Annotated in this window: 17 protein-coding genes; 4 read left to right on the plus strand and 13 right to left on the minus strand. The window is 61.9% G+C overall.

The window, feature by feature from the left end; genetic code table 11:
- Positions 1–31 precede the first annotated feature (31 nt).
- Together AC0ZZU_RS00090 and AC0ZZU_RS00095 are read left to right on the plus strand one after the other, a co-directional pair.
- Positions 32–1,438 (plus strand): M16 family metallopeptidase, encoded by a 1,407-nt coding sequence (locus tag AC0ZZU_RS00090; protein WP_476338100.1) that lies wholly within the window; start codon positions 32–34, stop codon positions 1,436–1,438.
- A gap of 43 nt (positions 1,439–1,481) precedes the next feature.
- Positions 1,482–2,531 (plus strand): DUF5924 family protein, encoded by a 1,050-nt coding sequence (locus AC0ZZU_RS00095; protein ID WP_476338102.1) that lies wholly within the window; start codon positions 1,482–1,484, stop codon positions 2,529–2,531.
- On the opposite strand, the gene AC0ZZU_RS00100 is transcribed toward AC0ZZU_RS00095, so the two are convergent.
- The 6 genes from AC0ZZU_RS00100 to AC0ZZU_RS00125 all read right to left on the minus strand — a co-directional run bounded on the left by AC0ZZU_RS00100 (position 2,513) and on the right by AC0ZZU_RS00125 (position 7,902).
- Positions 2,513–3,742 (minus strand): nucleoside recognition domain-containing protein, encoded by a 1,230-nt coding sequence (locus tag AC0ZZU_RS00100; RefSeq protein ID WP_324123432.1) that lies wholly within the window; start codon positions 3,740–3,742, stop codon positions 2,513–2,515. The genes AC0ZZU_RS00095 and AC0ZZU_RS00100 overlap by 19 nt on opposite strands.
- Positions 3,743–3,863: 121 nt before the next feature.
- A complete protein-coding gene (gene gltP, locus AC0ZZU_RS00105) occupies positions 3,864–5,195 on the minus strand; it encodes a glutamate/aspartate:proton symporter GltP (RefSeq protein WP_476338104.1) in 1,332 nt (443 codons plus the stop codon).
- 729 nt (positions 5,196–5,924) lie between these two features.
- The gene (locus AC0ZZU_RS00110; protein WP_476338105.1) at positions 5,925–6,395 is read right to left on the minus strand and encodes an inhibitor of vertebrate lysozyme family protein; all 471 of its coding nucleotides are present in this window, start codon (positions 6,393–6,395) and stop codon (positions 5,925–5,927) included.
- Between the two features lie 2 nt (positions 6,396–6,397).
- Positions 6,398–6,562: a DUF1328 domain-containing protein gene (locus AC0ZZU_RS00115; RefSeq protein WP_009401691.1), complete on the minus strand. Its 165-nt coding sequence runs from the start codon at positions 6,560–6,562 to the stop codon at positions 6,398–6,400.
- A gap of 48 nt (positions 6,563–6,610) precedes the next feature.
- The gene (locus AC0ZZU_RS00120) at positions 6,611–6,895 is read right to left on the minus strand and encodes a hypothetical protein (RefSeq protein ID WP_158460920.1); all 285 of its coding nucleotides are present in this window, start codon (positions 6,893–6,895) and stop codon (positions 6,611–6,613) included.
- Positions 6,896–7,068: 173 nt separating this feature from the next.
- On the minus strand, positions 7,069–7,902 hold the full coding sequence (locus AC0ZZU_RS00125; protein ID WP_476338107.1) for a BON domain-containing protein: 834 nt from the start codon (positions 7,900–7,902) through the stop codon (positions 7,069–7,071).
- A 208-nt stretch (positions 7,903–8,110) separates the two neighbouring features.
- Here AC0ZZU_RS00125 and algB point away from each other — a divergent pair, with 208 nt between their 5' ends.
- On the plus strand, positions 8,111–9,457 hold the full coding sequence (gene algB / locus AC0ZZU_RS00130; protein WP_476338109.1) for a sigma-54-dependent response regulator transcription factor AlgB: 1,347 nt from the start codon (positions 8,111–8,113) through the stop codon (positions 9,455–9,457).
- Positions 9,454–11,232, plus strand: coding sequence for a KinB sensor domain-containing domain (locus AC0ZZU_RS00135; RefSeq protein ID WP_476338111.1), 1,779 nt, complete (start codon positions 9,454–9,456; stop codon positions 11,230–11,232). The genes algB and AC0ZZU_RS00135 overlap by 4 nt, the downstream gene beginning before the upstream one ends.
- A 6-nt stretch (positions 11,233–11,238) precedes the next feature.
- On the opposite strand, the gene AC0ZZU_RS00140 is transcribed toward AC0ZZU_RS00135, so the two are convergent.
- From AC0ZZU_RS00140 to AC0ZZU_RS00170, 7 genes are all read right to left on the minus strand, one after another.
- A complete protein-coding gene (locus tag AC0ZZU_RS00140) occupies positions 11,239–12,855 on the minus strand; it encodes an EAL domain-containing protein (protein WP_476338113.1) in 1,617 nt (538 codons plus the stop codon).
- Between the two features lie 73 nt (positions 12,856–12,928).
- On the minus strand, positions 12,929–13,705 hold the full coding sequence (locus AC0ZZU_RS00145; RefSeq protein ID WP_476338115.1) for an N-acetylmuramoyl-L-alanine amidase: 777 nt from the start codon (positions 13,703–13,705) through the stop codon (positions 12,929–12,931).
- Between the two features lie 102 nt (positions 13,706–13,807).
- Positions 13,808–15,700: a GGDEF domain-containing protein gene (locus AC0ZZU_RS00150; RefSeq protein ID WP_476338117.1), complete on the minus strand. Its 1,893-nt coding sequence runs from the start codon at positions 15,698–15,700 to the stop codon at positions 13,808–13,810.
- 28 nt (positions 15,701–15,728) lie between these two features.
- Positions 15,729–16,583 carry an endonuclease/exonuclease/phosphatase family protein gene (locus AC0ZZU_RS00155; protein WP_476338119.1) on the minus strand — a complete coding sequence of 285 codons (855 nt, stop codon included), beginning with the start codon at positions 16,581–16,583 and terminating at the stop codon, positions 15,729–15,731.
- 12 nt (positions 16,584–16,595) lie between these two features.
- On the minus strand, positions 16,596–17,231 hold the full coding sequence (dsbA, locus tag AC0ZZU_RS00160; protein WP_158460912.1) for a thiol:disulfide interchange protein DsbA: 636 nt from the start codon (positions 17,229–17,231) through the stop codon (positions 16,596–16,598).
- 163 nt (positions 17,232–17,394) lie between these two features.
- Positions 17,395–18,012: a c-type cytochrome gene (locus AC0ZZU_RS00165; RefSeq protein WP_476338122.1), complete on the minus strand. Its 618-nt coding sequence runs from the start codon at positions 18,010–18,012 to the stop codon at positions 17,395–17,397.
- A 31-nt stretch (positions 18,013–18,043) separates the two neighbouring features.
- Positions 18,044–18,346 carry a c-type cytochrome gene (locus tag AC0ZZU_RS00170; RefSeq protein ID WP_476338124.1) on the minus strand — a complete coding sequence of 101 codons (303 nt, stop codon included), beginning with the start codon at positions 18,344–18,346 and terminating at the stop codon, positions 18,044–18,046.
- Positions 18,347–18,375: the final 29 nt, after the last annotated feature.

Below are 18,375 nucleotides of genomic sequence, written 5' to 3' on the forward strand. Positions count from 1 at the left end.
TACATTTACGAATACCGGCCTGGAAGATTTCATGCGTTGCCTGTCGTTGATCTGCCTGCTGATCTTCAGCCTTCCGGGCTTTGCTCTCGACCGAACACGGACCGAGGGTTACCTGTTGCCCAATGGTCTGCAAGTGATACTCAAACCCGGCTACGAACGTGATCACGTGGCTATCCGCCTGGTGGTCGGAGTAGGACTGGACGACTTCAACTGTGAGCAGAAAGAGCTGCCGCACCTGCTCGAACACCTGCTGTTCAGCGGTATCGATGAAACCGGCGAGGGTGGCCTCGAGGCTCGTATGCAGGCGCTAGGCGGAGAATGGAACGCCTACACCAGCAGTACCGATACCACCTTTGTGATCGAGGCGCCGGCGCGCAACCAGCGCAAGGTCCTCGACCTGTTGCTCGCCGTGATCCACGACACCCGCATCGACCCCAAGGCACTGGCCACGGCCAAGAAGATCATCGAACGCGAGGACGGCGGCCACTACGGTCACCTGCAGCGCTGGCTAGACCGCCAGGACATCGGCCATCGCGCCAGTGACCAACTGGCAATCGAACTCGGCCTCAAATGCCCCGAGCGCTCTTCTCTCGAAGACATGACCCTTGAGCAGGTCGAGACCTTGCGCAACCACTGGTACGCCGCCAACAACATGACCCTGATCATGGTGGGTGGCTTCGACCGCCTGCTGCCGGCCTACCTGGAACGCACCTTTGGCGAGCTGCCTGCGGTGGAGCCTGCAGAGCGCCGCGACCTTGAAACCATCACCCAGCAGGCCGAACACCGCCGGGACCTGACCCGCGGCTGGGTGGGCGACAGCGTCAAGCTGCACTGGCTGTTCATCGAGCCGGTGCTCGACAATGCCCACGACCAGACCCTCGAGCTGCTATCGCGCTACATGGACTGGGCCCTGTACGACCAGCTCCGGCTGCGCAACGGCTTGTCCTACGGGCCCAGTATCCAGCGCGAGAGCTTTGGCAACAGCGGCATTCTCAGCCTGAACGCCGACCTTGAACGCCAGGACCTCGACAAGGCCGTGAAGGTACTGGAGGAATTGTTCGAGCAGATGCGCAAGGAAGGGCTCGACCCGGACACTTTCGAGCGTATCAAGCAAGCGGCCATCGCCCGTGAGAGCTGGACCACCCAGGGTAACAGCGCCCTGGCCGACTACTACTGGGGCGCACTCAATGACTACAACGATGGCCGTTTCACAGACCCGGTCAAGAAGCTGCGCCAGGTCACCCTGAAGGAAGCCAATGAAGCGCTGGACGGCTTGCTCAAGGAGCCGGGATACCTGCGCATCGAGAAACCACTACTCGGCTATGACGAGCTGTACGGCATGGTGGCGCTGGTGCTGGGGCTGGTTCTCGCCGCCGGCCTGCTACGCCGTCGGCGCCACGCACCGACGCCCCCGAGCGGCGCTACACGGGATCGATGAATCGGCGGTATCCTGTGCAGTTACTTAATCCAGACGGCCCCCCATGCCTCCAATACCGCAACTCATCCAGCGCTTGATCGAACTGCTCAAGCGCTATCCTGGGGTCATCGCCCTGGGTGGTTTCCTTTCGGGTATCGGCAGTTTCATCCTGGTTGACCGCCAGGCCGGGCTGGCCAGCTGGATCGCGGTGATGCTGCTGGTCAGCTGGGTCTGGCTGATGCTGGAAAACACCGTCACACGGTTGTTCAGTCGCACCTTCAACCGCGAGATCCCGCAACCGCTGCTGCGGTATGCAACGCAGATGATCCACCAGGAAAGCCTGTTCTTCGTCCTGCCGTTCTTCTTCATCACCACCACCTGGAACAGCGGCCAGCTGCTGTTCACCGGGCTGCTCGGCGCGGCGGGACTGATCTCCATCATCGACCCGCTGTACTACCGCTGGCTGGCGCCACGGCGCTGGCTGTTCATGGCCTTGCACACGCTGACACTGTTCGCGGCCCTGCTCACGGCGCTGCCGATCATCCTGCACCTGACCACCTCGCAGAGTTTCAAGCTGGCGTTGATCGCGGCAATGGTGCTGTCCTTCCCGAGCCTGGCGACCAGCTTCCCGATCACCGACTGGCGACGCGGCGTAGGCCTGGTGGCGCTGACGTTGGCCGTCGGTGGCTGCGGTTGGCTGCTGCGCTCGTGGGTGCCGCCCGCGACCTTGTGGATGACCGAAGTGGCGGTGAGCACCGAGCTGCAGAACCGCACCCCGGGGGACTCGCTGGACGAGGTGCCGGCCAGCCGCATCCTCAGTGCCGGCTTGTACGCCTACACCGCGATCAACGCCCCGCGCGGCCTGAACGAGCGCATCTACCATGTGTGGCAGCTGAACGGCAAAGAGGTCGACCGCATCGCCCTGGACATCAAGGGCGGGCGCAAGGAAGGCTACCGTGCCTGGACCCACAAGCAGAACTTCCCGCCCAATCCGGTCGGCCGCTGGCAGGTACGGGTGCTGACCGAGGACGGGCAGGTGATCGGCGTGCTGCGCTTCAAGGTGGTGGGCGACGCATCAGCCGCCCCAGGGAAGGCTCAGGCGAAGAACCAGTAGCAGACCAGGATCGCCGCGATCACGCCCGACAGCTCGGCCAGCAGCGCGCAACCGACAGCGTGGCGAGCACGCTGGATACCCACTGCACCGAAGTACACCGCCAGCACATAGAATGTGGTCTCGGTGCTGCCCTGGATCGTCGCCGCCACCAGGGCCGGGAAACTGTCGACGCCATGGGTCTGCATGGTCTCGATCAGCATCGCGCGCGCGGCACTGCCTGAAAACGGCTTGACCAGCGCAGTGGGCAGGCCTTCGACGAAGCGGGTGTCCATTCCCATCCAGTCAACCGCATGGCGGATGCCATCGAGTGCCAGCTCCAGCGCGCCCGAGGCCCTCAGCACACCTACCGCGCAGAGCATGGCGACCAGGTACGGCAACAGGCTCTTGGCCACATCGAAACCTTCTCGAGCGCCCTCCACGAAGGTTTCATACACCTTGACTCGCTTCAGCGCCCCAATCACCAGAAACAGCACGATCAGCCCGAACAGGGTCAGATTGCCCAGGATCGACGACAGGCTGGCCAGCGCTGCAGCCGACAAGGTACCCAGGAAGGCCATGAACACGCCCAGCAGCACCGCGCCGGGGATCAGGTAGGCCAGCACCACGGGGTCCCACAGGCGCAGCCGCTGCATGACCGCGACCGAGAGCAGGCCGACCAGCGTCGAGCAGCTGGTCGCCAGCAGGATGGGCAGGAACACCAGTGTAGGGTCCATCGCCCCTTGCTGGGCGCGGTACATGAAGATCGTCACCGGCAGCAGGGTCAGGGACGAGGCATTGAGCACCAGAAACAGGATCTGCGCGTTGCTCGCCGTCGTGCTGCTGGGGTTCAGCTCCTGCAATGCGCGCATGGCCTTGAGGCCGATGGGGGTGGCTGCGTTGTCCAGACCCAGGCCATTGGCGGCAAAGTTCAAGGTGATCAGGCCCAGCGCAGGGTGGCCAGGCGGTACCTCGGGCATGAGGCGCGCGAAGAGCGGGCCGAGCACCTTGGCCAGCCATTCGACGATGCCGGCTTTCTCAGCGATCTTCAGGAAACCCAGCCACAGCGTCAGGGTGCCGAACAGCAAGACCATGACCTCGACCGACAGCTTGGCCATGGCAAAGATGCTCTCGACCATCGCCGCGAAGATGCCCGCATTCCCCCCGATCAGCCACTGCGCCATGGCAGAGACGGCCGCCACCAGGAAAAAGCCGAGCCAAAGGCCGTTGAGCATCCGAAAGTCCCCCTGAAAAATGGGTGGGATCATAGCGTATCGGGGCGCCGGGTTCGCCCCTAACCTGTGGGAAGCAAAAAGCCCCGACGAGTCGGGGCTTCTGGTTCAGCTCAGGTATGGCCTAGCGTTTTGCAGTCTCGCCAACCACTGCCGTCTGCTTGCCGCGCATGTGCGGCAGGGAGTTCCAGTAGCGCTCGCCCTTGGCGGCGTCGTACATGCCTTCCCAGCGGGAGACGACCAGCACGGCAAGGGCGTTGCCGATCACGTTCAGCGCGGTACGGGCCATGTCCATGATGCGGTCGACACCGGCGATGAATGCCAGGCCTTCCAGCGGGATGCCGACACTGCCAAGGGTGGCCAGCAACACCACGAACGAAACGCCCGGCACGCCAGCAATACCCTTGGAGGTGACCATCAAGGTCAGGACCAGCAGCAGTTGCTGGCTCAACGACAGGTCGATGCCGTACAGCTGGGCGATGAAGATTGCAGCGATGCTCTGGTACAGGGTCGAGCCGTCAAGGTTGAACGAGTAGCCGGTCGGGACCACGAAGCTGCAGATCGCCTTGGGCGCACCGTAGGCCTCCATCTTCTCGATCACGCGCGGTAGCACGGTCTCGGAGCTCGACGTCGAGTACGCCAGCACCAGCTCGTCTTTCATGATGCGCATGATCTTGATGATCGAGAAGCCGAACAGGCGTGCCACCAGGCCCAGCACCATGAAGGCAAAGAAGGCAATGGCGAAGTACACCAGGAGCACCAGCTTGGCCAGCGGCAGCAGCGAGGCGAAGCCAAAGTTGGCCACGGTCACGGCAATCAGGGCGAACACGCCGATCGGCGCGTAGTTCATGATCATGTGGGTGACCTTGAACATGGCTTCCGACACGCCCTGGAAGGTGCGTACCAGCGGTTCGCGCAGGTCGGCCTGCAAGCTGGAGAGGCCCAGGCCGAACAGCACCGAGAAGAAGATGATCGGCAGCATTTCGCCACGCATCAGCGCTGCGAAGATGTTCGACGGGATCAGGTTCAGCAGGGTCTCGATGAACGCGTGTTCATGTTGCACTTCGGCCGCAGTGGCCTGGTACTTGGAGATATCCACGGTACCCAGGGTGCTCATGTCTATGCCGCTGCCCGGATGGAAGACGTTGGCCAATCCAAGACCGACAACGATCGCGATGGTAGTCACGATCTCGAAGTAGATGATGGTCTTGAGGCCGATGCTGCCCAGTTTCTTCGCGTCGCCTACTCCAGCGATCCCTACGATCAGCGAGGAGATAACGATCGGGATGACGATCATCTTGATCAGGCGAATGAAGATGTCGCCGGCAGGCTGCAGTACGTTACCGATCCACCATGCCTTTTCCGCACTGAAATGGTTCAGCAGAGCGCCAATTGCGACGCCGAGGACGAGGCCGATGAGGATCTGCCAGGCGAGGCTTAGTTTTGCCTTCTTCATGTCATTACCTTTACTTCAAGTGAACACATCGACAGGGCGCCAACCATTGCCCTAGAGCCATCCTAGGCATCTTGCAGGCTCATGGCACTGCGCGCGGCAGATGTGCAGAAGGTCGTCGCGGGGCGTACACGACCGCGCTTTGCCCCGCGAAAAAGGCCGCAACTATTGCCATGGGAGGAGGGTCAGTCTAATGCCGGAAACGACTACCCCATGCCGATTCGGCATAATAATGAAAGGTAAAAATAGGGTGTCAGGACAGGAAGACAATACGCGTTCGGTTTTCCGAACATGGCCAAAGCGCCATATTCCGGCAGATTTGTCCGGCTGCGTTCGAGGTTAGAAGGCCGTTGTTCGACAATCCGAATGGAAGCCGGGCGGCAAATGCGGGAGGGTCCTGAAGACGAAAAAATATCGATGTACGGTCCAGGTGAAATGTGTCTCGCAGACTGATTCCTGCGTAGGGTCCGGAGATGGCACGAGATAGCGCTCCGGAAGCCAGGTCAGCAGAGCGTCGTCTCCGTACTGCTGACCTGAAGCTTCCGATGCCGCTTTACCTGACCCGGCCCACAAGATGGAGGCACTCCCTGTACCCCTAGGCCACTCCGGTCCTGTTACAACCAGAACAGCCCGACCCCTTGGTCATGCATCGACTCTCTTCGAGTGACGCATCATAGAAACGCGAATGCATGAATCTCCGGCTTCTATTCAGTTACAACCTGATGAATCTGCTCAGTACCAGTTCGGATCGCGCTTGAGCTGTTCGCGAAGCAAGGCCTGCATACCCTCATCGGGCTTGCCGAGCCAGCGGTATTCGGCATGACGCGTTGGGGACTTGTCAGCGGGCAATCCCTCCGGCACTTCCACCAGCATGCCGTAGGCCTCATCCTTGTCCCAGCTGAAGGCCACGATCAGGCGCTTGTGCAAGCAGTTCTGCTCCGTCTCGCACACAGGCCCAACCAGGTACTTGTCGCCATCTTCCTCCACGGCGGACATCTGCTGTTCGGAGCTACCGCTCAGGTTGATCACCCAATCGGGGAGGCGCTCCTCCTTTTTGACCACGTCTTGCCAGGTATCCCGATACTCGGGGTCCGCGCCCAACAGCTGGTTGACACGGATCTGGCCGTCATTGGCCGCCATGGCCGCTGAACCACTGCCTAGTAATACGGCAGTGGCCAGGGCTGCGCAAAACGCTCTAACCATGGTCAACCTCGACCGCGACGTCCGAAGAAGAAGGAAGCCACGAACAGGACCAGGAAGACGATGAACAAAATCTTCGCGATACCGGTAGCGGCGCCGGCGATACCACCGAAGCCCAGCACGGCGGCGACAATGGCGATGATCAGGAAAGTGATGGCCCAACTCAGCATGGTGATTCTCCTTACTCTCTATTTTCCGAAATCATTTCGGGACGGCGCTTAGAAAACCCAGCGCTCCTGGGGTACGACAGTGTTCAACGTGGCCGGTGCGGCATTCGTCTCCGGCAGCCGGTCGGCGGCTTGCACCAAGGTGCTGGCTCGCGTTGATTGGATCTGGGCCAGCAAAGCGGTCTGAGCGGCGACCTGATCGGCCAACCGGGCAGTCTGCCAGCTGTGGTAGAGCTGGCCGGCAACCAGCGTCAACATCAGTGCCAAGGTCAGAAAAAGAACCTGGCGCAAAGGCAGTGTGGTGATCTGCGTGGTGTTGACGTTCTGGCGGTTCATGCCGGCTCCTCCTGCTGTACTTTTTATGAAACCTGATACAAGTAGTGCAGCCTGCATGCCAGCTTTTGAAACAATAAAAAATCCTTATAATTCAATGAGTTATGATTGATACGCAGACACTGCGGGGACGTATCCTGCACGATGGCCCCCGCCAGGTCGTGCGATTTGCATGATCAGCCTTCGACCTTGGTTGCCACCTTGAGCAAATCGGCGTCCACGCCACGTACTCCGACGATCTGCCGGGCAACTTCGCTGGCGATGGATTTCTGCTCGGCGCTGACCACTTCTCCAGACAGTCGGACCAGGCCGTCCTGGCTGGAAACCTTGATGTTGAGGCCGTCAAGATTGCGGCTGAAGCGATAGCTGGTCTGGATCTTGTCGATGATCCAGCTATCCCCAGGCTGCGGGCCCTTGGGCGCATCCACGGGCGTCTCGCGGGCCTTGGCCATGGCGGCGGTGTCCATGCTGACCAGGTTGTTGACGAGGTACACGCCCTCGGTCGAGCGGGCCAACACACCGGCCAGTTCCTTGGCCTCGGGACTGGCCACCTTTCCGCGCAAGGTCACAACGCCTTCACGGCTCTCTACCTCGATCGGCGCCTCATGTGTAATACGGCTCCACAACAAGCGCGAACGGATGACTGCTCCCAAGGTAGCGTCCTCCAGGCGCTGGGCGTAGGCACGCAGCTCAAGCGGCTGCTCCACCAGCTCCGGGTTGATTTGCAGCTGGTTATCGACCTGTTCGATACCCTTCGTCGCCAGTGCGACGCGCTCGGCCAAGTCACGCTGCACCTGGTTTTCCACCTCACCACTCAAGCGTGCCTTCTGATCCTGGACATGCACCTCGATGCGCAACGCATTGAGGACGCGATTAAGCGTCAGGGCCGTCTGCAGCGCACCTTCGCGCCGGGCATCCTGCACGCTGTCGGCATTCGCCATAGGCAACGACAAGACCTGAGCCAGCAAGACAGCGGCACCCGCTGCGGCCAATCGACGGGGGACGGACATGGAAACTCCTCCTTAGCGTTAAAAACCCAAGATCCTCGCAACCTGCGTGCCAAACGCGGGACTGCAAAAATTCTGTTGTTTTTCAAATAGTTAACGAATGGCTTGGCAAGCGACTAGCATGCAAGCAAGAAAATCAATCAGAATTGACCATGCAACTTGCCCGATTTTTCCGACACTAACCAAGATCTATCCCAAAGGAGCGTAGGAAATGGAATCAGCCCAGGACAACAAAGGCCGTATTCTGTTGGTGGATGACGAGTCCGCCATTCTGCGGACCTTTCGTTATTGCCTGGAGGACGAGGGCTACAGCGTGGCGACCGCCAACAGCGCGGCACAAGCCGAGACGCTGCTGCAGCGCCAGGTCTTCGACCTGTGTTTCCTTGACCTGCGCCTGGGTGAAGACAATGGCCTGGATGTTCTGGCGCAGATGCGTATCCAGGCGCCCTGGATGCGCGTGGTCATCGTGACCGCTCATTCGGCAATCGACACAGCCGTGGATGCCATCCAGGCTGGCGCAGCCGACTATCTGGTCAAGCCTTGCAGCCCCGATCAACTGCGCCTGGCCACCGCCAAGCAGCTGGAGGTGCGTCAACTGTCAGCGCGGCTTGAAGCCCTCGAAGGCGAAGTACGCAAGCCCAAGGACGGCCTGGACTCCCACAGCCCGGCGATGATGGCGGTGCTTGAAACCGCGCGGCAGGTGGCCACCACCGACGCCAACATCCTTATTCTCGGTGAGTCGGGTACCGGCAAGGGCGAACTTGCCCGCGCCATCCATGGCTGGAGCAAGCGCGCACGCAAGTCGTGCGTGACCATCAATTGCCCGTCGCTGACGGCGGAGCTGATGGAAAGCGAGCTGTTCGGTCACAGCCGCGGTGCATTTACCGGCGCCAGCGAAAGCACGCTGGGACGGGTCAACCAGGCCGATGGCGGTACACTGTTCCTCGATGAGATCGGTGACTTCCCGCTGACCCTGCAACCCAAACTGCTGCGCTTTATCCAGGACAAGGAATACGAGCGGGTTGGCGATCCTGTCACGCGCCGGGCCGATGTACGCATCCTTGCGGCCACCAACCTCAACCTGGAGGACATGGTCCGCGAAGGGCGTTTCCGTGAGGACCTGCTGTATCGCCTTAATGTGATCACCTTGCACTTGCCGCCGCTGCGCGAGCGTAGCGAAGACATCCTCACCCTGGCCGAACGCTTCCTGGCGCGCTTTGTGAAGGAATACTCGCGGCCGGCCCGGGGCTTCAGCGAAGAAGCCCGCGCCGCGCTCCTCAACTACCGCTGGCCAGGCAACATACGAGAACTGCGCAACGTGATCGAGCGAGCCAGCATCATCTGCGCGCAGGAGCGAGTAGAGATCTCGCACCTGGGCATGGGTGAACAACCTGCTGGCAATTCACCTCGCGTGGGCGCGGCGCTGAGCCTGGACGAGCTTGAGCGGGCGCACATCGGTGCGGTGCTGGCCACCAGCGACACCCTTGACCAGGCTGCACGTACATTGGGTATCGATGCCTCCACGCTCTACCGCAAACGCAAGCAGTACAACCTGTGAAGTGGGCGATGAAGCTGCGTACGCGGCTTTTCCTGAGCATCTCTGCGTTGATTACCGTGGCCTTGCTCGGCCTGCTGATCGGCCTGGTCAGCGTGCTGCAGATGGCGACATCGCAACAGACCCTGGTGCGTGACGCAACGCATGTGCTGGAGGTAGGTCTGAAGCTGCGGCAGAACCTTGGCGAGCAGCTGACGCTTATCCTCGACGACACACCCGACCCGAGAAGTCTGGAAGCCTTGCAGGGTGGCTTCCAGCAATTGCTGGACCAGGGGCTGGAGCAAGGTGGTGAGCGCACTGGCCTGAGCAAGACCAGCAGCAACTACCAGACTTTCCTGCAGGCCTACCGCAACACTCCGGTTCCCGCTGACAGCATGGGCGTCAACGAGCCATTGGGAGCGGCCTTCAACCAGGTACGCACTGACCTGATCGAGTCGCACAAGCAGGTTCTGGAGCATATCAGCCGTAACGAGGAACAAGCCCGTGACCGGGCGCTGTTGATAGGTGGAATGCTTGGCCTGATGGGACTGGCGGTGCTGATATTGGGCTTTATCACCGCTCATAGCATTGCTCGCCGCTTTGGCCAGCCGATAGAAGCACTCGCCCAGGCTGCGGATCAGGTAGGCCAGGGCAATTTCGAGGTGACTCTGCCGGTCACCCAGGCTACCGAACTCAACCAGCTGACCCGGCGCTTCGGCCTGATGGCCCAGGCGCTGCGCAAGCACCAGGCCACCAACATCGACGAACTCCTGGCCGGCCAGCAGCGCCTGCAGGCGGTACTCGACAGCATCGATGACGGTTTGCTGATCATCGATCGCCAGGGCCGCCTGGAGCACCTCAATCCGGTTGCCCAACGTCAGTTGGGGTGGGACGACAGCCGTTTGGGCAGCGGCCTGGGCGATGCCTTGCAGCGACCCGAGCTGGACGAGCAACTGCGTCAGGTACTGCGCGGTGGCACTCTCGACCGGCTGCCTGAAGACCTCAGCCTGGAGGTCGAAGACGAATCACGCCTGCTGACCTACAGCCTGACTCCGGTGAGTCATCCACAGGGCCCGATCCTTGGCGCTGTGATGGTGCTGCACGATGTCACCGAGCAGCGGGCCTTCGAACGGGTGCGCAGCGAGTTCGTGCTGCGCGCCTCTCATGAACTGCGAACCCCGGTCACCGGCATGCACATGGCTTTCGGCTTGCTCAGCGAGCGGGTTAAATTTGGCGCCGAGACCCGCGAGCACGACCTGTTCGAAACCATCGGCGAGGAGATGCAGCGGCTTACCCAGCTGATCAACGACCTGCTGAACTTCTCGCGCTACCAGAGCGGACTGCAGAAGCTTGACCTGTCGCCCTGCGTCATCGATGAGCTGCTGGACCGGGCCCGGTCACGCTTCGCCGACCAGGCCGCGGGCAAGCAGATCGAACTGATCAACGAACTCGAAGAACCCTTGCCGCGGATCCAGGCAGACATGGCGCAGCTCGACCGCGTGCTGGACAACCTGCTGCATAACGCCATCCGTCATACCGCCAGCGGTGGCCGCATTCGCCTGCACGCCCGGCGTCATGCCGAGCGGGTCATCATCAGCGTCGAGGACAACGGCGAAGGCATCGCCTACAGCCAGCAGGGGCGCATCTTCGAGCCCTTCGTGCAGGTTGGGCGCAAGAAGGGTGGAGCGGGATTGGGACTGGCCCTGTGCAAGGAGATCGTGCAGTTGCATGGCGGGCGCATGGGCGTGTTTTCCCGGCCCGGCCAAGGCACCCAGTTCTACATGGCGCTACCGGCCTGACGGGCCTCAGGCCTCGTCGCCAAAGCGCCGGGCGCCCATGCGCCGGCCACGGGTGATCAGTTCGCAGAACTGCCGCGCACTGAGCGGATGGGCGAACAGCCAGCCCTGGCCGTAATTGACACCCTCGCTGTTGAGCAGTTCGGCCTGGTCCTCGTATTCGATGCCCTCGGCGATCACCCGCAACTGCAGGGCATGTGCCATGCGGATGATATGCGGCGCCACGCCACTGCTGGCGGCGTCGTGGCCGAGCGCATCGATGAACGCTTTGTCGATCTTGAGGCAGTCCACCGGCAAGGTCTGCAGATATGCCAGGCTGCAGTAGCCGGTGCCAAAGTCATCGATCAGCACCTGATGCCCCACCGAGCGCAACGCCTGCAGGTTATCGCGCGCCACCACCACATCGATCAGCCCGCGCTCGGTCACCTCGAAGGCGATCTGGTTGGCGCAGACGTGATGGATGGCCAGCAGCCGCGCGGCCACCATGCCGATACGTGGCACCATCACATCGCAGGCCGCGAGGTTGACCGAGATATAGAGATGGCGATTGCTGCGCAGCAGCTGTCCGAGCTGTTCAAGTACCCGCTGCAGCACAAAGTCGGTGATCTCGCGGATCTGCCCGGTGTTCTCCGCCAGTGGAATGAACAGCTCCGGGCTGGTCAGGGTTCCGTCATGCCGACGCCAGCGGACCAACGCTTCGGCGCCGACACAGCGTCGGCTTTCGAGCTCGAAGATCGGCTGGTAGAGCACCTGCAGTTCGCCACGGCGCAATGCGCCCTGCAACTCGGCGCTCATCGAGTGCCGCTGACGGATCAGTTGCAGCACCAGCCAGCCAATGCAGCTGGCGAGCATCAGGCTGCCGGGAAACATCAGCCAGAGCATGCCGTGCATCTTCAACGGCATGCTCGCCCGCGGCACGATCAGCGCCAGCTGATAATCCGGCGAGTTGGTCGGCATGCGGTAGACAAGGCGGTCGGAGGTTTGCAGCAACGATTTGTCGGAAGACCGCCATTCGGCCTGCGGCGGCAAGGGCTGGGCCGGGCCAAGTACCGGGATAGCCCGGCCGCCCCGGTCGAGCACGACCAGCAGACTGCCGCCTGGCGGCAGGTCCACCACATCGGCCAGGTGCCCGCGCGATGTCGAGACCATGAACCGGCCCCGCCCGAGCATCAGGGCAGCCAAATTGTCATCGGGCTCGATAGTGGTGTTGAGCCAGTAGCTGTAGGTGGGACCCTGGATGTCAGGCGTGCGCATGGGACGGATCAGGTGCTCGGCCACCCGGTTGGAGCAGGCGACATTGCCATCTACGTACGCGGCCTCATAGATGAAGCGAGAGCTCAGGCCAATCTGCTGCAGGGCCGACAGCATGTACGCGTCGCAACCTCGCAAAGGTTGCCCCTGAAGCTGGTCGACACCTTCGCGCAGCTGACCGAAAACCTGCTCGAGACGTGCCAGAAAACGCTCGCCCCGCGCGTTCATCCGCTCACTTTCGCTTTCACGCGCCTGATGCAGAACCACCCCGACGCTTGCGAAAAGAAGCAACCCCGCACTGGCCAAGGCCGCAAGGAAGGCCAGCAGCCAGGGTCTGTAGAACACATGGCGCAGAGCGGCGAGGGTGGGTGACATCTGCAAGCATCCAGTTGAGTACCATGAGGTATAGCAACTGGTGCGCAAAATAGCGTCGCCGTTGGGCGGCGCCTCAGCGCTTGCTGTTGAGTACCTGGAGCATCGCTGCGGTCTGTGCGTCTGGCGTACCGTCAAAGCGCTGTGGGCGGAAGCGCATCTGGAAGGCTGCAAGGACATGCCGGGTACTGACGTCAAGCTCGCCGGTCTGCTCGATGGCGTAGCCGAAGCGCAGCAGCTGCTGCTGGTACCACAGGATGCTGGGGAGCGTGACATTGAAACGCGCCTGCTGCTGCGCGACCGCGCGGGCATCCGGCCAGACGCCAAGGCCAGCCTCGGCCAGTCGTTTCCAGGGGAACATGGGACCCGGGTCGAGCTTGCGCGCTGGCGCGATGTCGCTGTGACCGATGATATAGCGAGGGTTGATGCCGTTGCGCTGGACGATGTCCCTGAGCAAGGCAATCAACGACTGCACCTGGGCTTCGCTATACGGGTGCCAAAGACGGCCGGTAGGCGTATCGGTGAAGCCTGGGTTGACGATCTCGATGCCGATGGAGCTGGAGTTGAGCCAGGTGCGTCCGTCCCACTGACTGTCACCGGCATGCCAGGCGCGGCGGCTTTCGTCCACCAGCTGGTAGATCTTGGCCGGGCCGTCGCCGATCAGGTAATGACTGCTTACCTCGCCATGGGTAAGGAGCGCCAGCGAGCGCTCCAGCGATGCGTTGGTGTAGTGCAGCACAACGAACTGGATGCGGTTGTCATGGTTGACCGAGGGATGGCTGCGGTCAATGCGCAGGCCAGTCGAACAGCCAGCAAGGGTAAGCAACAGTAAAGCGGTAAGAAGTCTTTTCATTGAGAAGAACACATCATGGCCTGCGCGAAATCGCTACAGTATAACGTGCAGCTTGGCTAACGCGCAGTGCCAAGCCCGTTCCCCTGGCATGGCCATTCGTCTCTATTTATGTTCGACGCGGTTTCGACCGCGGTCCTTGGCGATGTACAACGCTTCGTCCGCCCGCTTGAGCACGCTGTCGGCGCGATCGCCCGCCCGGAATGCGCTGATGCCGATCGACAGGGTAATCACCACACGCTCGCCTTTGAAATGGAACGGGCACGCCTCGATCGCCGTCCGCAGGTTTTCCACCAACTGGGTACCTGTTGCCAGAGGCGTCTGCGGCAGGAGCAGCACAAACTCCTCGCCGCCGAAGCGGGCGATGAAGTCACGGCCACGCAGGTGTTTGCGCAGCACGTTGGCGACGATCTTCAGTACTTTGTCACCGGCCAGGTGCCCATAACCGTCGTTGATCCGCTTGAAGTGGTCCAGGTCCAGAATCGCCATCAGCAAATGGCCGCCGTCAGTCTGCCAGGCCTGCATCTGCTGCTCGACCTGCTCGGTCCAGCCGGCGCGGTTGGGCAGCCCGGTGAGTGGATCGACCAGCGCCTTCTGCCGTTGTTCTTCAAGATGCTCGCGGTAGCCCATCGCCTCCTGCTCCATGTCCGCGACCCGTTCGGCCAGACCGTGCAGGCGTTCAGCGAGCTCCTGCTCGCGCAGGTCGCGCTTGAGCCGGTGGTCATCCATGGTATCCAGCAGGCCTTCCAGGCGGTTGTCCAGCACTTGCCGCAGTCCGGCGAGATCGGCGGCGCCCTGCACACTGGTTTGCAGGCCATCGACCTGTTCACGCAATTCAATGTCCAGATCGCGCCCGGCACAGCTGTTGTCGGCATGCCCGGCGCTGGCTTCCTGCAGGTGGCTCTGAAACGACTCCAGACGCTCGTTGAGCTGCTGCAGGTACGCTTCGAACTCGTGCTGGCCGCTGTCGTTGATGGCGAGCATCAGTACCGCCAGGTCGTCGAGCACCGGGATCAGTTCGTACCAGTTCAGCCCGAGTACCACGCGTTCACGCATGGCCTGGGCCTGGGCCTGGTGGCGCTCAGGCAGGTCGAGCTTGTCGAGCAGGCCGACCAGGGTTTGTTCGATGTGAGTAGCGACGGAGCTATAGGAAGGCTCGCGGGCATCGGGGAGCGCATAGAGGACGTCATCGTCGGGCTCGGGCTCGATGACCGGCATGGGCTCTGCGGACTCAAGCAGTTCGGCGGGGACCTCGAACGGTTCCAGCGCAGCCGGGACAGTAGCCGCTTCCTGTGCGTTCGGGTCCTTGCCCTCCTGAAACTCTGCCGTTGGCTGAAGCTCATCGGCATCAAGCGGCGGCTCCCGCTCTGGCAGGGATATCTCGGGATCAGGGTCGGCGGCTATCGAAGCGGGCACGGGCGACGCTGTTTCAACCGGCGCGGCCGCAGGCTCGTGGGCAGTTGGCGCATCGCCTTCGCGGCCACCGAACAGCCGCTGCAGCAGACTGGGGCGAATGGCTTCTTCCGGACGGTCCAGAACCGACAAGGCGCGGCCTTGCAAACCACTGAGCTCGCTCAGCAGCAGCGGCATTTCGCGGGGCTGGGTAATGCGGCCGTCAAGCTGCTTGGCGAACTTCTTCAAGGGACGCCTGATCTCGCCTGGCAAGGGCAGCGACTGCAACTGCGCAACCAGCGCCGTCAAGGCGCTGCTGACCTGGCCGATACGGGTTTCGCGCCGCTGCTCGGAGTCGAGCACAGCCTTTTCGAGCCGCGGAATCAGTCCGGCCAGGGCGGCGTCCATGTTGTCGCTGCGGATGACGTCGCGCATCTCCTTCATGCACTCATCCACCGCCCGGTCACTGCCTTCGGCCGCCAGGGTGCTACGCACCAGCCCCCGCCGCAGCAAGTCGAGACGGGCCGCCCAGCGGCGCTCCTGCTTCTCCTGTTGCTCGAGGCTATTCAGGTATTTTTCTTTCCAGCGCTCGGCTTCTTCGGTCATGCCTTGAGTCCGCAAGGGGTAATGGCAATTAGCTCAAAACCGGCAGCGTATCCACAGTCAGGGCATCAGGCAAACGAATCTCGACGGCGACCGGAAGATGGTCGGAAATCGGCTGAGCCAGCACCTCGAAACGCTCGAGAGTGAGGGTTGGGCTTAGCAGAATATGGTCCAGGCAGCGCTGGGGACGCCAGCTGGGAAAGGTCGCTTCGGCTTGGGGGGCGATCAGGCCAAGGTCACGCAACGGGGAGTGCAGCAGCAGGTCGTTGGCATGGGTGTTCATGTCGCCCATCAGCACCTGATGGCGATACCCGCCGATCAGCTCTCGGATGTACGCCAGCTGCCGGGCGCGGGTCTTGGAGCCCAGGGCCAGATGCATCATCACCACGATCAGAGCGTCCTTGCCTTCGCCAAACCGCACCAGGATCGCCCCTCGTCCGGCCGGGCCGGGCAGCGGATGATCCTCGAGGAGCTGCGGCTTGAGACGACTGAGTACGCCATTGCTGTGCTGGGCGAATCGCCCAAGGTTGCGGTTGAGCTGCTGGTACCAGTAGGGGAATGACCCGAGGTGGGCGAGGTGCTCGACCTGGTTGACGTAGCCCGAGCGCAGACTGCCGCCATCGGCTTCCTGCAGGGCTACCAGGTCGAAGTCGCCCAGCAGCTCGCCGATCTTCTGCAGGTTGCCGGCACGGCCCATGTGCGGCAAAAGGTGCTGCCAGCTGCGGGTCAGGTAATGCCGGTAACGCTCGGTGCTGATGCCAACCTGGATATTGAAGCTGAGCAACCGCAAGCGGCCATTCTCAGGCAGGCCAGAGGCTGTGAGGTGGTCTTCGTTGACCTTCGGTTCATGAAGGCCAACGATGCGCGGAGCTCTCCAGCGTCGCATGGTCGGCGCCGCTTACTTAGCGGCGCGCTCCTTGGCGATCAGCTGATCGGCAACCTCGAGGACGCCATCAGGCCCGCCTGCGGTGCCCAGGTCGAAGCGGTACTTGCCGTTGACGACCATGCTTGGCACGCCGGTGATCTCGTACTTCTTCGCAAGCTCCTTGGCCTTCTGCACCTGGCCCTTGATGGCGAAGGAATTGAAGGTCGCCAGGAACTTGTCCTTGTCGACGCCCTGGGTGGCGAGGAACTCGGCCATGTCGTCAGGCTTGGTCAGTTGCTTGCGCTGGTTCTGGATTGCATCGAATACAGCCGCATGCACGCTGTGCTCCACACCCATGGCTTCGAGGGTCAGGAACATCTGGCCGTGGGCGTCCCAGGGGCCGCCGAACATGGCAGGAATGCGCTTGAAATTGACGTCGGCAGGCAGCTTCTCGGCCCACGGATTGATGGTTGGTTCGAAGTGATAGCAGTGGGGGCAGCCGTACCAGAACAGCTCCACCACCTCGATCTTGCCCGGCTGTGAGACCGCGACCGGGGTGCTCAGCTCGATATATTGCTCGCCAGCCTTGGCAGGCTCGGCGGCCTGGACAGTGGCCATACCGAACGCGCTGGCGGCGACCAGCGCAGCGCTGAGAATCAGTTTACGCATGCTTTACTCCTGAGCATTCAAAGGTCGCCTCTGCACGACCTGTATTCAGACAGGCCATGCAGGGCTCGAGTTCTTTAGTGTAACGGCAGTGGACAGGAAAAAGGGCGGCTCGCGCCACCCTTTTCATCATTGCCCTGACAGTATTAACACAAGGTTAAACCGATCAGTGCAGCCCCTGGATATAGCTGGACAGGGCCTCGATGTCCTTGTTGCTGAGCTTCGCGGCGATCGAACGCATGGTCATCGCGTCGCCGTCGTTGGTGCGGTTGCCCTCGCGAAAATCGGTCAGTTGCTTGACCACGTATTGCGCGTGCTGGCCGCTCAGGTGGGGGAAGCCGGCCAGGGCCAGGCCCGCACCGTTGGGCGAGTGGCAACCGGTGCAGGCCGGCATGCCCTTGGCCAGATCGCCACCGTTGAACAGGGCACGACCACGCTCGACCAGTTGCGGGTCGGCCGCACCCACGCTGCCTTTCTGACTGGCGAAGTAGGCGGCGATGTCCGCCAGGTCCTGCTCGTTGAAGGGAGCGAGCATACCGGTCATTTCCAGCACGACGCGCTTGCCTGACTTGATGTCATGCAGCTGTTTTTCGAGGTAACGCTGGCCCTGGCCGGCCAGTTTCGGAAAGTTTGGTGCCAGGCTGTTTCCATCAGGGTTGTGGCAGGCGCCGCAGACCACTGACTTGGTCTGGCCGGCGGTGGCATCGCCTTGAATGACTGGCGCGGCATTGGCCGCACCTGCGACCCCCAAGGTCAAGAGCAGACTCACGATTGTCTTGTTCATCAGCTAATCCAACACGGCTAAGGGTGAAATGTTATGTGCCGGGACTGCCGCTCATCCACTGGATGACTGCGCGGTAGTCGTCGGTACTACAGTCCATGCACAATCCACGCGGCGGCATAGCCTTGAAACCCTGGGTAACATGCGCCACCAGTACCTTCATACCCTGCGCCAGCCTTGGCTCCCAGGCCGCCCGGTCACCCATTTCGGGTGCCTGTGGCAACTGCCCGGCGTGACAAGCCGCGCACGTGCGGTTGTACAACGCCACGGGATCCTGTGTAGCCTGCGCACTGAAAAACGGTATCAAGACACCGACGACCATCAGCCATCTGGTCATTTGCAATGACCTTCAGGGTTGGGGACCGA

The sequence above is a fragment of the Pseudomonas sp. JE3303 genome (assembly GCF_056312565.1).

Excerpts from the sequence above, each read along its gene's own strand:
- AC0ZZU_RS00090 (WP_476338100.1), top strand. The coding sequence starts at position 32 with ATGCGTTGCCTGTCGTTGATCTGCCTGCTGATCTTCAGCCTTCCGGGC.
- AC0ZZU_RS00095 (WP_476338102.1), top strand. The coding sequence starts at position 1,482 with ATGCCTCCAATACCGCAACTCATCCAGCGCTTGATCGAACTGCTCAAG.
- AC0ZZU_RS00100 (WP_324123432.1), bottom strand. The coding sequence starts at position 3,742 with ATGCTCAACGGCCTTTGGCTCGGCTTTTTCCTGGTGGCGGCCGTCTCT.
- gltP (WP_476338104.1), bottom strand. The coding sequence starts at position 5,195 with ATGAAGAAGGCAAAACTAAGCCTCGCCTGGCAGATCCTCATCGGCCTC.
- AC0ZZU_RS00110 (WP_476338105.1), bottom strand. The coding sequence starts at position 6,395 with ATGGTTAGAGCGTTTTGCGCAGCCCTGGCCACTGCCGTATTACTAGGC.
- AC0ZZU_RS00115 (WP_009401691.1), bottom strand. The coding sequence starts at position 6,562 with ATGCTGAGTTGGGCCATCACTTTCCTGATCATCGCCATTGTCGCCGCC.
- AC0ZZU_RS00120 (WP_158460920.1), bottom strand. The coding sequence starts at position 6,895 with ATGAACCGCCAGAACGTCAACACCACGCAGATCACCACACTGCCTTTG.
- AC0ZZU_RS00125 (WP_476338107.1), bottom strand. The coding sequence starts at position 7,902 with ATGTCCGTCCCCCGTCGATTGGCCGCAGCGGGTGCCGCTGTCTTGCTG.
- algB (WP_476338109.1), top strand. The coding sequence starts at position 8,111 with ATGGAATCAGCCCAGGACAACAAAGGCCGTATTCTGTTGGTGGATGAC.
- AC0ZZU_RS00140 (WP_476338113.1), bottom strand. The coding sequence starts at position 12,855 with ATGTCACCCACCCTCGCCGCTCTGCGCCATGTGTTCTACAGACCCTGG.
- AC0ZZU_RS00145 (WP_476338115.1), bottom strand. The coding sequence starts at position 13,705 with ATGAAAAGACTTCTTACCGCTTTACTGTTGCTTACCCTTGCTGGCTGT.
- AC0ZZU_RS00150 (WP_476338117.1), bottom strand. The coding sequence starts at position 15,700 with ATGACCGAAGAAGCCGAGCGCTGGAAAGAAAAATACCTGAATAGCCTC.
- AC0ZZU_RS00155 (WP_476338119.1), bottom strand. The coding sequence starts at position 16,583 with ATGCGACGCTGGAGAGCTCCGCGCATCGTTGGCCTTCATGAACCGAAG.
- dsbA (WP_158460912.1), bottom strand. The coding sequence starts at position 17,231 with ATGCGTAAACTGATTCTCAGCGCTGCGCTGGTCGCCGCCAGCGCGTTC.
- AC0ZZU_RS00165 (WP_476338122.1), bottom strand. The coding sequence starts at position 18,012 with ATGAACAAGACAATCGTGAGTCTGCTCTTGACCTTGGGGGTCGCAGGT.
- AC0ZZU_RS00170 (WP_476338124.1), bottom strand. The coding sequence starts at position 18,346 with ATGACCAGATGGCTGATGGTCGTCGGTGTCTTGATACCGTTTTTCAGT.